Origin of the sequence: Flavobacterium sp. IMCC34852, from assembly GCF_030643905.1 — a bacterium.
In the GTDB taxonomy this organism is placed as follows: domain Bacteria; phylum Bacteroidota; class Bacteroidia; order Flavobacteriales; family Flavobacteriaceae; genus Flavobacterium; species Flavobacterium rivulicola.
In genome coordinates, this window is the sequence record NZ_CP121446.1 from 1,406,454 (window position 1) to 1,421,132 (window position 14,679).

Below are 14,679 nucleotides of genomic sequence, written 5' to 3' on the forward strand. Positions count from 1 at the left end.
GTGTATTTGGTTATTCGACAAATTAACGAATAAACAAATCACCAAATCCACCATTTAACAATTATTTTTTTTCTTCCAACGCTTCCCAAAACTCGTAAGCTCTTCTCAAATGCGGAATGACAATGGTTCCGCCAACTAATGTTGCGATGCCCATAGCTTCCATCATTTCTTCTTTGGTGATGCCTTCTTTATAGCTCGTTTCCAAATGGTATTTGATGCAATCATCACAACGCAAAACAGTTGAAGCTACTAAGCCTAAAAGTTCCTTGGTCTTAACGTCCAAAGCGCCTTCGGCATAGGCATTGGTGTCTAGGTTGAAAATTCGTTTTACAATTTTGTTATTGTCAGCCAATAACTTTTCGTTCATTTTAGAACGATAGTCGTTAAATTCTTGAACTAAATCAGACATTTTCTTTTTCTTTTTTAACCACTACTGCGGAAATTAAAATACTCACTTCATATAAAATCAATATCGGAATAGAAACCACAACCTGACTCGGGATATCCGGTGGTGTAACTATGGCGGCCACAATCAAAATAATTACTATGGCAGCTCTTCTGTATTTTCTCAAAAATGCGGGTGTTACCAATCCTAATTTGGTTAGGAAATAAATGATAATCGGCAATTCAAATACCAATCCGCTGGCTACAACGGAAGTTTTAATCATACTGATGTAAGATTCTATTGTAAACTGATTGACTACAGCATCACTGACGTTGAAAGTTGCAAAAAAGTTAATCGATAAGGGTACGATGACAAAGTAACCGAATAGCACACCGATAAAAAACAATAAAGTAGAAACGATGATAAACAGCGCTGCATTTTTGCGTTCTTTTTCATAAAGCGCCGGACTGATAAATCGCCAAAACTCATATAGAATATAGGGAAAACCAATGATGAATCCGGCAGTAATCAATATCCATAAATAAATGGAAAACTGTCCGCCGACCTCTGTGTTTTGTATGATAAACGAATATTCAGTAGCACAAGCATAAGTGTCATCAACCCCAAAAAAACGGGTCAATTGACAAAAGAAACGGTAAGTAATAAAGTTGGGGTCTTTTGGGCCAAAAATAATTTGGTCAAAAATATAGTCGTCAATAAAATAGCAAGCACAAGCAACAATTACAACTGCCAAAGTACTTCTTACCAATAACCATCTTAATTCTTCGAGATGATCCAAGAATGACATCTCGCTAATCGGTTTTCTAGCCATTATACGATGCCTTCTTTTAAAATGTCATGCAAATGGATAACGCCTTTGTATTCACCGTTATCAACAACAACCAATTGTGTGATAGAGAAATCTTCTAATATATTCAGCGCATCACTAACCATATCGGTAGATTTAATGGTTTTCGGATTCACAGTCATAATGTCTTTTGCTACCAAACCTGAAATGGTTTCTGTTTTATTCAACATTCTTCGGATATCACCATCGGTAATGATACCGATGACTTTTTCCTGGTCAACGACAGCAGTGACACCGAGACGTTTTTCAGAGATTTCTACGATAACCGTTTTGATGTTGGAATCAGGCGCAACTATCGGTTTGTGTGTGGTATCGAGCATATCGCCCACACGCAATAATAATTTTTTTCCCAAAGCACCACCGGGATGGTATTTGGCAAAATCTTCAGCGGTGAAGTTTCTCATTTCCATCAAGCAAACCGCCAAAGCATCTCCCATTACTAATTGGGCTGTAGTACTGTTGGTTGGTGCCAGATTATTAGGGCAAGCTTCGCTTTCTACATACGTATTCAAAACATAATCGGCCTCTTTGCCTAAAAACGAAGTAGTGTTTCCGGTAATAGCGACCAATTTGTTGCCAAATCGTTTTAATAACGGCACCAAAACTTTAATCTCCGGACTGTTGCCGCTCTTGGAAATGCAAATCACCACATCGCCGGGTTGTACCATACCCAAATCGCCGTGAATGGCTTCGGAAGCGTGAAGGAATAGTGATGGCGTTCCGGTAGAATTTAGTGTGGCTACAATTTTTTGGGCAATGATGGCACTTTTGCCAATTCCTGTCACTACTAATCTTCCCGAAGAATTGTATATGATTTCAACTGTTTTGACAAAATCGTCATTCACAAAATCCACCAACTTTGTAATGGCTTCACTTTCTGATAATATGGTCTTTTTGGCAGAGGCTAAAATGGTTTCTTTAGGTATCAAAATTGAAATAAGATAAAATTTGTATGTATAAAAGAAAGTCGTATCTTTATGTTTGCAAATTTATGTAAAAATACGATTAACACAGAATGAATTTAGACGAAATTGACATCCACAAAGAATTAAAAAAGTATTTTGGTTTCAGCCAATTTAAAGGATTACAGGAACAAGTCATAAAAAGTATTATTACTAAACATAATACCTTCGTTATAATGCCAACCGGTGGTGGTAAGTCTTTGTGTTACCAATTGCCGGCTTTAATTCAAAACGGAACTGCCATAGTAGTTTCTCCATTGATTGCTTTAATGAAAAACCAAGTCGATGCCATCCGAAGCCTGTCTTCCGAGAACGGCATCGCGCATGTACTAAATTCGTCATTAACCAAAACCGAAATCAGTCAGGTTAAAAAAGATATTACCTCAGGGATTACCAAATTGCTTTATGTAGCGCCGGAATCTTTGACCAAAGAAGAATATGTTGAGTTTTTACAAAGTGTGCCGATATCTTTCGTAGCGATAGATGAAGCGCACTGTATTTCTGAATGGGGACACGATTTCAGACCCGAATATAGAAACCTGAGACACATTATCAAACAATTGGGTGATGTACCTGTAATCGGTTTAACCGCGACGGCTACACCAAAAGTACAAGAGGACATTCTAAAGAATCTGGATATGTCTGATGCCACGACTTTTAAAGCCTCTTTTAACCGTCCGAATTTATTTTACGAAGTACGTACCAAAACCAAAAATATCGAAGCGGATATCATTCGTTTCATCAAACAACACAAAGGCAAATCGGGCATTATTTATTGCTTAAGCCGTAAAAAAGTTGAAGAAATTGCCGAAGTACTTCAAGTAAACGGAATTTCAGCTGTTCCTTATCACGCCGGATTAGATGCTAAAACCCGTGCCAAACACCAAGACATGTTCCTAATGGAAGATGTAGAAGTGGTGGTGGCCACGATAGCCTTCGGAATGGGAATTGACAAACCGGATGTGCGTTTTGTAATTCACCACGACATTCCAAAATCATTGGAAAGTTATTACCAAGAAACCGGACGTGCCGGTCGAGACGGAGGAGAAGGTCATTGTTTGGCTTACTATTCGTATAAAGATGTGGAAAAATTAGAAAAATTCATGTCGGGCAAACCGGTAGCCGAACAGGAAATTGGTTTTGCGTTGTTGCAGGAAGTAGTAGCTTATGCCGAAACGTCAATGTCGAGACGCAAGTTTTTGTTGCATTATTTCGGAGAAGAATTCGATAGTGAAACCGGTGAAGGTGCTGATATGGATGACAATGTTCGCAATCCGAAGAGTAAAGTCGAAGCCAAAGACCAAGTCAAAACCTTATTGGAAGTCGTACGCGATACCAAACATTTATACAAATCAAAAGAAATTGTATTTACCCTTATCGGCAGAGTTAATGCGACTATAAAAGCCCACAGAACCGATACCCAAACTTTCTTTGGTTGTGGTTCCGATTTTGATGAGCGCTATTGGATGGCACTGATTCGCCAAGTTTTGGTGGATGGTTTATTGACCAAAGACATCGAAACTTACGGCATTTTAAAAGTATCCGACAAAGGGCATGAGTTTATTAAAAGTCCGGTTTCGTTTATGATGTCGGAAGACCATGAATACAGCGAAAGCGAAGACGAAGCTATAGTAACTGCTGCCAAATCGAGCGGAACGGCTGACGAAGCTTTGATGGCTATGCTGAGAGAGTTGCGTAAAAAAGTAGCCAAAAAACTCAGTGTACCACCATTTGTGGTATTTCAAGATCCATCATTAGAAGACATGGCGTTGAAATACCCGATTACAATTGATGAACTTAGCAATGTTCACGGCGTAGGGGAAGGCAAAGCCAAAAAATACGGTAAAGAGTTTGTTGAATTGATTGAGCGATATGTAGAAGACAATGATATTATTCGTCCGGATGATTTGGTCGTTAAATCGACCGGAGCCAATTCTTCGAATAAATTATACATCATCCAAAACATCGACAGAAAACTGTCGCTGGATGACATCGCCAAGGCAAAAGGATTTACCATGGATACTTTGCTCAAAGAGATGGAGCAAATTGTTTATTCAGGCACTAAATTGAACATCAGTTATTGGATCAACGAAATCTTAGATGAGGAACAACAAGAAGAAATTCACGACTATTTTATGGATTCTGAATCCGATAAAATTGAAGATGCACTAAAAGAATTCGACGGCGATTATGATATCGAAGAATTGCGTTTGATGCGAATTAAGTTTATTAGCGAAGTAGCAAATTAGAAGGCAGAAAGAAGATTTAAGAAGGCAGATTTTATTTAGTATAAAAAACGGCTACTTTCTCAAGTAGCTGTTTTTTATTGCATTGAAGTTTGTTTTTATCTTTTAATTTCAATTTTCCAATTTAATCTTTTTAAATCATCTACACTTAAATTAAGTTTTTTGAATTCTTTTTCGCCGAATTTTATTTCATGCCAATTGTATTTTTTTAATGTATCGGCCTCAAAAATAAATAATTTCAAACGACCATTGAAATTATGATTAATTAGGTCTTCCCAACTAGAGATAGCAGGAAACTTATTTTCACCATAAGGTTTAATAAAATTATCACTGTCTAACCATAAAGTATCTTTGTTTGTGACTTTTATATATTCTTCAAATGGATTTCCTCCTTCAATGGAATCAAATCTAGATATAGTAAAGAATAAAGGGCGATTCGTTTTATTAATGATTATTAATCGATTATCAATGGGATCGCAGCTGATTAAAAACAAAATACATAAAACAGAAATGATTATTTTTTTTTTCTTCATTTTTATTTATCGTTTAATTATTTTATCTCCATATAATACAAATCTAATGAAATAGTTTTGAAAATAATTTCTAATCAAGCGCTATTCAATTCCAATAAAAAATCAAATAAACAAAAACGGCTACTTTCTCAAGTAGCCGTTTTTTATTGCATTGAAGTTTGGTTTTATCTTTTAATCACCCGAAGGGTTTTTGCTTTGCCTTCTTGGGTTATTGATACATTGTAAATGCCCGAAGGATAGCCGTTACCGATTTCCAATTGAGATAAATCATTGTAACCAACCGTTTGATTTTCGATTAATCTGCCAATCATATCATACACTTTAATGACCACATCAGCTGTATTATTGGTTTGAATGTCTAATTTAAAAGTTTGGCTGTAAGGGTTCGGATAAGCCACCACTCTGGATAATGATGAATTAGGAGCTGTTCCTAAACCACAATCATCAGCGGTTTGTACGGTAGCAACCACCGCAACTCTTGCGGAAGAACATACTTCTGTAATATCCCAATTGAAGAAATAGTAATAGCTGTAAGTATCTACAAAACCATTATTAATCCCACCGATGATAGAAACTGCTCCGTTGGTAACCGGAAACGGACTCGGAAACGGACTCACATAAGCCAAGGCATTGTCATATGTTGCTCCATCTGTAATTTCAAGGGAATAGTTGTCGCCAGCAGATAATGTATAATTAAGCGTAACAGTTTGTGCCACTGTCGTTGGAGACCAATCAGAGAATGTATTTGGTGTAAAAGTTACTTCAGTTGTACCGGGAACTTGAATGCCGTTTTGTAATACTTTGATGGTTATCGGTAATGGACCTGAACCACCGGGATTTTGTTGTGGATATACTTTAACCGAGTTTAAAATAATTGAGTTAGAAAGGTTAAAGGCCAAACCTCTATTGGTGCTTCCTGAACTATATCCGTCTAAAGTATAGACCAATCCTGCAGTGCCCGCTATAGTTGTTTCGGTACCCGCATAGTACGTTGTAGTTGTGGTAATAGCCGGAGTTGTAAAAGAGTTTCCTGTAGCCAAAGCAGATCCGCCAACTTGTGTCGCATACCATTTAACATCGCCCGAAACTGAAGTTGCTGAAAGCACAGCAGTATCTGCTGGTTGACAAATCGTTGCCGGTGTTGTTGAAGTTATGGTGTTGTTTAGCGTTATTTGGATTGGTGTTGAAGCCACAGTAGTTGTGCTAAACGAGCAAGTTACATTACAACGATAATAAGTATTTTCAAACGGAGCCACTGAAGCTGTAGTAGCAGTCGCCATGTTGATATCGGTATAGTCAGTACCATTAGTAGAGCTTTGCCATTGGTAAGAGATTCCTTCGCCAACTACCACGTTTTGTAAACTTAGGTTAACCGATTTTCCTCCACAAATATTGGTTTCAGAAGCTAAAGTATTACCCGGATTTATCGTTGTACATTCCGATTGTCTCGCAGTTGAAAAATAACCATTAAAATCAGCAAAAGGAAGTGGAGCACTGGTTGAGGTTAACATATTTGGTGTTCCGGCTTCAAAAGTGGCAGTAATACCAAAATCATTATCATAAATTCCGGCTGCAGTAGGTGCTTGAACAATGATACTGCTTTCAATCGCGTTAGCATCCGCTACTTTGATATTGAACTCTGTAACATCACCTGCAGTTTTAGATACTTCCCAACGGTTTTGGCTTAAATACGCTATATTGGATGATGGTATTCCTGAGTTGGTTTCAAAGGCTTCTGCTTTGATTTTGGCTCCCGGGCTTCCAAATCCACCTGCCGGAGTAGTAACAGCTACCCAGATTGGCGCATAAGTTGATTTTCCGACAGGGAAAAAGAATTTGTCTATAAATCCGGAACCATTGGTTAGGTCGATTGCATTTTGACCACCACCAATATCTTTGGCAAAAGGGCCATCAATATAACATGTTTCACCAAAATTACCTGTTAGAGAGGCTGTGTATGACATTGCCGGTGTTCCAACAGTTAGAACACTAGTTGCTGATGTATGGATTATTCCTGCAGTCATTGTTAAGGAAGAAACAACATTAAAAGGAACCATGAAAGTTACCCCTTCAACGCTGGTATTGTTAACCCTAAGTTGAGAAACAGAGCCGGTATTGGAAGGTGTATTAAGAATTGTGTCTACTTGAGCATTAAAAGTACCTGTTCCGGAGATGGTTTGTGCCTTATCAGTAGCCACTGAATTTCCATCGATGTAATTTCCAAAATAAGTGTTGTTGTATAAATTTAAGGCTCCGTTATTGATAATATTTCCGCCAAAATAAGTATCAACGCCTTGTCCTTTTACTTTCCCTTGTATAATGGTAAAATCATTTTGGACATTCATTATACTAGTACCACTAGGGTTGCTTGAATCTAGATTTACGAAGCGATTAGTGGCGTCAGGAGCATTAACAATCAAGTTATTTACGGAAATTGTCCCTTCGGCAGCTCTGAAACTACAATTGAATCCACTGGTCGTTACGGTGCCTTTTTCGGTGGATATTCCGTCACCTATTTGTAAAGTATGATTGGCTCCGGCAGCATAATTGTTGGCTGAGTCATACACAAAGGCGGAAGGAGAAGAAATGACGTTGTAAAACGATAAATTCAAAGGTAAACTTAAACCGGTCTCCGGTAAACTCGGATTGGTATTGATAGAACCATCAAAGTTAACACTAGCAACTACAGTCCCGGCAGGAACTCCGGTTCCAACCACTATTTGTCCCACAGCTACACCATCAACGGCGTCTAAGAAAATATTCGTCGGAAACCAACAAAACCATCCTGTACAAGCAACAATAGATGTCACTGTATGAGTTGTGGCTAAAGCGGTATTCGCTACAGGTGGATCAATAAGGGTTATTTTTCCTGCGGATAAATTTAAAGTACTATTGCCAATTTTGAAAAGGGTTTGATCTGTACTGGTTGCAGCTGCTCCATTGTGATTACCGTCAACTATGATTTCACCACCTGTTTGATTAAAAGTACTTCCATTGGCATGTAAAACATTACCGTTAACCGTAAGTGTACCCGAATTAATATTGTAGGTTCCACCATTGTAAAAAGTAGCGTTGTTATTGGTACAACCAATCGTTAAAGTAGAGGAATCACTAGTTAATGTTGCGCCCGCTAAAATATTAATACCTCCAACAGATAAAGGCGAATTTGCTGTTATAGTATGTCCTGAAAGTATAGTAACGGTGTTGCCACAAGTTGGAATGCTATTGCTGCTCCATGTAGTAATATCGTTCCAATTACCCGATTGAACCGAAGTAATCGGTGTATCAAGAGCAGCGTTATAACCAACTTGAAAAGTATTGTTCAAGTCACTGTCAGATAAACCAACTCTGGCTGCAAATGGTGTAATGGTTCCGTTTTGATGGTTACCGACAGTAGTACCGTCAGCTTTGATTATTCTTGAATTTCCATTCATAATCAGATATGCATCTTGGGCTGAAAAAGCCAATGTATGATTTCCGATAGGAAAAGCATAATTAGCATCTTTGCTTACAATCCAAGCACTTTCATAGATATTGGTTACAGTATATCCGCCATCGGCAATCGAAAATCCGGAGGCAACTGTAGAATCATCATAGTAACTTACAGTAAGTTCTCCTGATACAGCAGAAGAAATATTGTCTACAGGTCTTGTAATAAAGGCAGCTCTACTTTTTCCATTAGCATTAATAAATGGAAATATAGCGTTACTATTGTAGTAATCAACACCTGAGGATATAGGTGCAAAAGTATCATAAGCACTGTACCATCTTCCTACGGTTCCGGTTAAAAATCCGCTGCCGGTGGCACAATTTGTGTTGGCTGATCCGTAGTTTCCAATAGTCATTTTGTTAGTGCCTAAATCAACTCTGGCATTTACCATACTTAAAACACTTCTGATTTTGATGTTGTTAAAACCCCATATAATATTAGGAGTAGCCGTGCTGGTATTGTTGATTAGCAATTGATTGATAACTGCTCCATTATTTGAATTGTCTGTTAGATATAATGTTCCTCCAAAAGTACCCAATCCACTTATGGTTTGTACTGTGGAACCATTGAGGTTTAAAGCACCTTCCGGGGTGTAACTTGAACCAATAGATAAATCGATTCTCCCGTTATTAGTAATGTTTCCGGCTACGTTAAGCTGAATCGCTTTGTCATAACCCCAACCTCCGGCATCATAATAGTAAATACCGTCAATCAAACCGCCAGAGTTTACGATTAAATTTCCGGTTACAGTAAAATCAGGTGAGTCATTACTTCCTTCTAGAGTACCACTAATTGTTGCGTTAGTAATGGTAATCAAATCATTCAAAAGTACGGTTGTTCCTGCAGCAATGATTATATGGTCAGTTGGAGTAGGTGCAGTGGCTGTTCCCCAAGTATCAGGATCAGTAAAGTTTCCTGATTGAACCGAGGTGAAAGTAGTTTGTGCTTGAAGGTTTGTCCCAACAAGCAAAAAAGTCACTACTGCGAAAATTCCATTCAGAAATTGTTTTTTTTCTTTGGAGAATTTCGCCTGACTTGAAACGTTTTTGGTAAGGTAATTTATTGACATAAATTAAGAAGATTGAGTTAAACCTCAAATTTAATTATTTAAAACTTGCAAAGTTTTTATTACACTTTCAAAATGACAGAATTTATAAAGTAGTTTCCGGTGTTTGAAATTAATTTTTTAGTTTTATACTAATGACATTTAACGCTTTAGGTTCTTTGAAGCAGGCCCGAAGGTTAAATGTATAATTCCCCGCGATGAGGTTTCAAAGCATCTCGAAGTTGTATCATGTGTTCATCAGTCACCACCATAAAAGCAATGGCATGCATCTCATTTTTAATTTCAAAACCGGTAATAGTAATCGGTAATTTTTCGATGGTGATGTATTCCTTTAAATGAATTTCATGATGCTCTGCGGTCTTGGCTGAAGCCGGTCCGCGAAAGTCCCAAATGAGTTTAATTTGTCTTGACATAACATTGAAATAGTTGGACAAAGGTAACTTTTTGCTACATTTGAAAAACGCTTCTTTTATGAAATTTAGTTGCATCTTACTGCTGTTGTTTTCTATTCCCGGTTTTTCTCAGGAGTTAACCCTCGAACAAGCCAATCATTTAGCCGGTTTACCCCTGAAATGTCTCCAACAAGAATATCCTAATAAGTTAGGACAAATGTTGGTCGATAGTACCGAAATACAATCGCCTCAAAAACTACATCCTACCTTTTACGGTTGCTTCGATTGGCATTCTTCGGTTCACGGGCATTGGAGTTTGGTGTATTTACTAAAAAGATTCCCGAATCTTTCTAATCGCGAATTGATTGTCCAAAAACTCAGAACCAATTTATCCAAGGCAAACATCCAAGTAGAAATAGATTATCTGAATAAAAAACACGAAAAATCATTTGAACGAACTTATGGTTGGAATTGGTTACTGAAATTACAACTCGAGTTAGAAACGTATAACGAACCTTTCGCAAAAGAATTAGCCCAAAACCTAAAACCGCTTTCCAATATTATCATCGAAAGATACATCGAGTTTTTGCCGAAATTATTGTATCCAATGAGAGTCGGAACCCATTCTAATACCGCTTTCGGGCTGACTTTTGCTTGGGATTATGCGGTTTATACTAAAAACGATTTGTTTCAAAAATGCATCAAAGAGAATGCGGTTCGGTTGTTTCAAAAGGATCAAAACTGTCCGTTTACTTGGGAACCCAGCGGTGCTGATTTTCTTTCTCCTTGCTTGGAAGAAATGGCTTTAATGCAAAGAATTTTACCTAAAGCTGAGTTTTTAATTTGGCTTAAAAAATTTGCACCACAACTCTTTAAAAAGAAATTTACTTGGGAAGTTGCCAAGGTTTCCGATAGAACCGATGGCCATTTAGTGCACTTAGACGGGCTGAATTTCAGCAGAGCTTGGAATTTATATGCTTTGATTAATCAGTACCCAAAAGAATTTTCTCATTTAAAACCTCTAGCCAATTATCACCTGAACTTTTCGCTGCCTTCTGTGGTCGACGGCAATTATGAAGGCGAGCATTGGTTGGCTTCGTTTGCCTTACGCGCTTTTGAAGAAAAAAAGTAATTCCATTTGTTTACTTTTGCAAAAAATAAATCATGCCGCAAGAATTACTCCTACAAGTTTCACCCGAAATAGCCGCAAACGAAAGTTTGCTCTATGAGTATGTGGCTAAATCAGTAAGGGTTTCCACTAAACTGGTTGGTAAAGTTGTAATTCTAAAACGGTCAATTGATGCCCGTCAAAAAGCCATAAAAATCAATTTGAAAGTCTTGGTTTATTTGATTGACGAAAAATATACCGAACCAAAAATCGAACTGCCCGATTACAAAAATGTGTCCAATGCCCAAGAGGTAATCATCGTGGGCGCCGGTCCGGCCGGACTTTTCGCAGCACTGCAATTGATTGAGTTGGGCTTAAAACCGATTGTGATCGAACGAGGTAAAGACGTTCGCGGGCGTCGTCGTGATTTAAAAGCAATTAATGTTGACCATATCGTCAACGAAGATTCTAATTATTGTTTTGGTGAAGGTGGCGCAGGCACTTATTCCGACGGAAAATTATATACCCGTTCCAAAAAGCGCGGTGATGTTGACAGAATTTTACAGTTGTTAGTGGGTTTCGGCGCAACTCCGGATATTTTAGTCGAAGCACATCCGCACATTGGTACCAATAAACTACCGCAAATCATCCAAGACATTCGCGAAAAAATTATCGAATGCGGCGGACAAGTGTTATTCGAAACCCGTGTAACTGATTTTGTAGTCAAGAATAATGAAATGCAGGGTATTGTAACCCAAAACGGTGATACAATTTCGGCCAATAAAGTCATTTTAGCCACCGGACATTCGGCACGTGATATATTTGAATTACTCGACAGAAAGAAAATTTTAATCGAAGCCAAACCATTTGCGCTAGGCGTTCGAGCCGAACATCCGCAGGAGTTAATTGATAAAATTCAGTACAGTTGTGATTTCCGTGGAGAACATTTACCACCGGCTCCATATTCTATAGTAAAGCAAGTCAACGGTCGTGGCATGTACTCGTTTTGTATGTGTCCGGGTGGCGTAATTGCGCCTTGTGCTACGAGTCCGGGTGAAGTGGTGACCAATGGTTGGTCGCCTTCCAAACGTGACCAAGCCACTGCCAATTCAGGCATTGTTGTCGAACTAAAATTGGAAGATTTCAAACCTTTTGCTCAATTCGGAGCGCTTGCCGGAATGGAATTCCAAAAAAGCATCGAGCAAAAAGCTTGGCATTTGGCAGGAGAAACGCAAAAAGTACCGGCACAACGAATGGTCGATTTCACCCAAAACAAAGTATCTGCTTCCATTCCAAAAACGTCTTATGTTCCCGGAACGACTTCGGTAGAAATGGGACAAGTCTTCCCGGGATTCTTAACCCAAATCATGCGTGAAGGTTTTACCCAATTCGGAAAATCAATGCGAGGTTATATGACTAATGAAGCGATTCTACACGCTCCCGAAAGCCGAACTTCTTCACCGGTAAGAATTCCACGTGACCATGAAAGCTTAGAGCACTTGCAAATCAAAGGCTTATATCCTTGTGGCGAAGGTGCCGGTTTTGCAGGTGGAATTATTTCTGCTGCTATTGACGGCGAAAAATGTGCGATGAAAATTGCTGAAAGTCTCTTAAAATAAATTAATTTTCATTTTTATTTTTTAAAAAAGTAGGGTGATGGCATTTTGTGTTGTCTAACCTATAAACACTAAATACAAATAAGATGAAAAAGATTAAAATTTTAGTATTGCTATTGACCATATCGGTCGCAGGTTTCTATTCGTGTAGCGATAATGATCCGGTGGAAAATGAAATTGTGACTTCCAAAAGTATCGCGTTGCGAACCACTTTAAATGAAATTAAGAAAGCCAATAACATCAGCGGAAGAAATGCGAATGCACCACAAGATCAATTCTTGTGTTTTCAGTTTGTTTATCCGATAACCTTATCCTATAACGACGGAACGGTGATTACCGTTGCAACTTACGAAGGTTTGATAGACGTATTAACCGCTGAATCGGAAACCCTATTTATTGTTGGTATTGCTTTTCCTTTCCAAGTTCAACAAGAAGGCGCAGTTATTACCATTGATAATGAAGCCGAATTTTACGCACTGATTGAAGATTGCGGATTCAGTCCGATAAACGACGATGTGTTGCAATTTAGTTGTCTGCAATTTATATTTCCTATTTCAGTAATCAATGACAATGGCGCAACTATAGCAGTGAATACACAAGCGGAATTGGAATCTTTGTTGATTAACGGTACATTGGTAGACATTGTATTTCCTATCAGTGTTACTCAAAACAACGAAGTGATTGTGGTTAACGACTTGTATGAATTATTCGAGTTGTATGACGAATGTGACGGCAATACATCTTCTTGTATTTGTACGGCAGATTACAATCCGGTTTGTGTACAAACGGTAAACGGAATCGTAGAATATTCCAACGCTTGTTTGGCTCAATGTGACGGATTTACAGCCGCTGATTTTGTACCATGTGCACCAACTTGTAGTATCACCAATGTAACAGCTACTCCGGGCACTTGTAATTCAGACGGAACTTATCCTTTGACGATTGATTTTGATTATGCTAATACTTCTTCCGCCTATTATTCAGTGTATAATTCTCTTGGAGCATGGGTTGGGACATATCCTTTATTCGATTTGCCATTCACAATTCCAAATTATCCTAGTTTAGGTTCCTCTTCAGATTATTTTGTTATCAGAATAGGAAACAATTTCGATTGTAATGCTACGCAGCAGTGGTCTGCACCAATTTGTAACGCTTCAACCATTAATTTCGGAACGCTGTTGGGAACTTGTTTTAACATTGCCTTTCCGGTGCAGATTCAGTATCAAGGTGCTTTGGTAACCGCTAATAACAACGGAGATATTTTACAATACTATTTCCCGGCGCAATCCAATATTCCGGCTTTTGTATATCCTTTAGTTGTGACATTTAACACTACTACAGGTCCGGTAACCGTTACAGTGGCAAATCAGGCGGCTTTTGAAGCAGCCATTGCCAACAATTGTAATTAGTTGATTTAAAAATAAAATTGGGAAAAATGAATGTTACGACACAACCTTAGCGATAAGGTTGTGTCTGTAATTTAAGCTATGAAAGAAGAAAGCCAAAATGCAAAACTCTGCTCCGAAGCGGTATTCCGTTCGGTTTTTGACACTAATTTTAAAGTGTTGCGGAACTTTTTGGTATATAAATTCAGAGGCGACATAGAAACTGCCGAAGATGTAGCCCAAAATGCTTTTGTCAAACTTTGGGAAAATTGCGGAATTATCCAACCCGAACAAGCCAAAAGCTTTTTATACACCACAGCGATTAGGCTTTCTCTGAATAAAATAAAACACAACCAAGTAGTGAATAATTTTGAGTTGCAATTCCAATCCAAATCATCACACAAAGAATCGCCCGAGTTTTTGATGGAGGAAACTGAATTAAAAACCCAACTTGAAAAAGCCATCAACGATTTGCCCGAAAAGCAAAGAACTGTATTTTTAATGAACCGTTTTGATAATCAATCGTATACTGAAATCGCAGCTTCGTTGGATTTATCGGTAAAAGCAGTAGAAAAAAGAATGCACCAAGCCTTGTTGTCCCTAAGAAAAGTAGTGAAAAACGTTTGAA

Annotated in this window: 11 protein-coding genes; 5 read left to right on the plus strand and 6 right to left on the minus strand. The window is 38.3% G+C overall.

Annotation, left to right across the window (positions count from 1 at the left end):
* Positions 1 to 61: 61 nt before the first annotated feature.
* Genes P7V56_RS06005 through P7V56_RS06015 form a run of 3 tightly spaced genes read right to left on the minus strand, consistent with a single transcriptional unit; the run spans position 62 to position 2,182 of the window.
* Complete coding sequence (locus tag P7V56_RS06005) at positions 62 to 409, minus strand: carboxymuconolactone decarboxylase family protein (RefSeq protein WP_171222767.1); 348 nt, start codon at positions 407 to 409, stop codon at positions 62 to 64.
* Complete coding sequence (gene tatC, locus P7V56_RS06010) at positions 402 to 1,217, minus strand: twin-arginine translocase subunit TatC (protein ID WP_171222768.1); 816 nt, start codon at positions 1,215 to 1,217, stop codon at positions 402 to 404. Before tatC ends, P7V56_RS06005 begins: the two co-directional genes overlap by 8 nt.
* Positions 1,217 to 2,182 carry a KpsF/GutQ family sugar-phosphate isomerase gene (locus tag P7V56_RS06015; protein ID WP_171222769.1) on the minus strand — a complete coding sequence of 322 codons (966 nt, stop codon included), beginning with the start codon at positions 2,180 to 2,182 and terminating at the stop codon, positions 1,217 to 1,219. Before P7V56_RS06015 ends, tatC begins: the two co-directional genes overlap by 1 nt.
* Before the next feature lie 86 nt (positions 2,183 to 2,268).
* Here P7V56_RS06015 and recQ point away from each other — a divergent pair, with 86 nt between their 5' ends.
* Positions 2,269 to 4,464, plus strand: coding sequence for a DNA helicase RecQ (gene recQ, locus P7V56_RS06020; protein WP_171222770.1), 2,196 nt, complete (start codon positions 2,269 to 2,271; stop codon positions 4,462 to 4,464).
* Between the two features lie 95 nt (positions 4,465 to 4,559).
* Here recQ and P7V56_RS06025 read toward each other — a convergent pair whose 3' ends face one another.
* The 3 genes from P7V56_RS06025 to P7V56_RS06035 all read right to left on the minus strand — a co-directional run bounded on the left by P7V56_RS06025 (position 4,560) and on the right by P7V56_RS06035 (position 9,963).
* Positions 4,560 to 4,994: a hypothetical protein gene (locus P7V56_RS06025; RefSeq protein WP_171222771.1), complete on the minus strand. Its 435-nt coding sequence runs from the start codon at positions 4,992 to 4,994 to the stop codon at positions 4,560 to 4,562.
* Between the two features lie 164 nt (positions 4,995 to 5,158).
* A complete protein-coding gene (locus P7V56_RS06030) occupies positions 5,159 to 9,553 on the minus strand; it encodes an Ig-like domain-containing protein (protein ID WP_171222772.1) in 4,395 nt (1,464 codons plus the stop codon).
* 173 nt (positions 9,554 to 9,726) lie between these two features.
* The gene (locus P7V56_RS06035) at positions 9,727 to 9,963 is read right to left on the minus strand and encodes a hypothetical protein (RefSeq protein ID WP_171222773.1); all 237 of its coding nucleotides are present in this window, start codon (positions 9,961 to 9,963) and stop codon (positions 9,727 to 9,729) included.
* Between the two features lie 58 nt (positions 9,964 to 10,021).
* Between P7V56_RS06035 and P7V56_RS06040 the strand changes: the two genes are divergently transcribed.
* The 4 genes from P7V56_RS06040 to P7V56_RS06055 all read left to right on the plus strand — a co-directional run bounded on the left by P7V56_RS06040 (position 10,022) and on the right by P7V56_RS06055 (position 14,678).
* Entirely contained in the window at positions 10,022 to 11,074 is a 1,053-nt protein-coding gene (locus P7V56_RS06040) for a DUF2891 domain-containing protein (protein WP_171222774.1), read from the plus strand.
* A 32-nt stretch (positions 11,075 to 11,106) separates the two neighbouring features.
* Positions 11,107 to 12,669, plus strand: a complete 1,563-nt coding sequence (locus P7V56_RS06045) for an NAD(P)/FAD-dependent oxidoreductase (protein ID WP_171222775.1) — start codon at positions 11,107 to 11,109, stop codon at positions 12,667 to 12,669.
* An 83-nt stretch (positions 12,670 to 12,752) separates the two neighbouring features.
* Positions 12,753 to 14,075, plus strand: a complete 1,323-nt coding sequence (locus tag P7V56_RS06050; RefSeq protein ID WP_171222776.1) for a hypothetical protein — start codon at positions 12,753 to 12,755, stop codon at positions 14,073 to 14,075.
* Positions 14,076 to 14,153: 78 nt separating this feature from the next.
* Positions 14,154 to 14,678 carry an RNA polymerase sigma factor gene (locus P7V56_RS06055; protein ID WP_171222777.1) on the plus strand — a complete coding sequence of 175 codons (525 nt, stop codon included), beginning with the start codon at positions 14,154 to 14,156 and terminating at the stop codon, positions 14,676 to 14,678.
* Position 14,679: the final 1 nt, after the last annotated feature.

Excerpts from the sequence above, each read along its gene's own strand:
- P7V56_RS06005 (WP_171222767.1), bottom strand. The coding sequence starts at position 409 with ATGTCTGATTTAGTTCAAGAATTTAACGACTATCGTTCTAAAATGAAC.
- tatC (WP_171222768.1), bottom strand. The coding sequence starts at position 1,217 with ATGGCTAGAAAACCGATTAGCGAGATGTCATTCTTGGATCATCTCGAA.
- P7V56_RS06040 (WP_171222774.1), top strand. The coding sequence starts at position 10,022 with ATGAAATTTAGTTGCATCTTACTGCTGTTGTTTTCTATTCCCGGTTTT.
- P7V56_RS06045 (WP_171222775.1), top strand. The coding sequence starts at position 11,107 with ATGCCGCAAGAATTACTCCTACAAGTTTCACCCGAAATAGCCGCAAAC.
- P7V56_RS06035 (WP_171222773.1), bottom strand. The coding sequence starts at position 9,963 with ATGTCAAGACAAATTAAACTCATTTGGGACTTTCGCGGACCGGCTTCA.
- P7V56_RS06030 (WP_171222772.1), bottom strand. The coding sequence starts at position 9,553 with ATGTCAATAAATTACCTTACCAAAAACGTTTCAAGTCAGGCGAAATTC.
- P7V56_RS06025 (WP_171222771.1), bottom strand. The coding sequence starts at position 4,994 with ATGAAGAAAAAAAAAATAATCATTTCTGTTTTATGTATTTTGTTTTTA.
- recQ (WP_171222770.1), top strand. The coding sequence starts at position 2,269 with ATGAATTTAGACGAAATTGACATCCACAAAGAATTAAAAAAGTATTTT.
- P7V56_RS06050 (WP_171222776.1), top strand. The coding sequence starts at position 12,753 with ATGAAAAAGATTAAAATTTTAGTATTGCTATTGACCATATCGGTCGCA.
- P7V56_RS06055 (WP_171222777.1), top strand. The coding sequence starts at position 14,154 with ATGAAAGAAGAAAGCCAAAATGCAAAACTCTGCTCCGAAGCGGTATTC.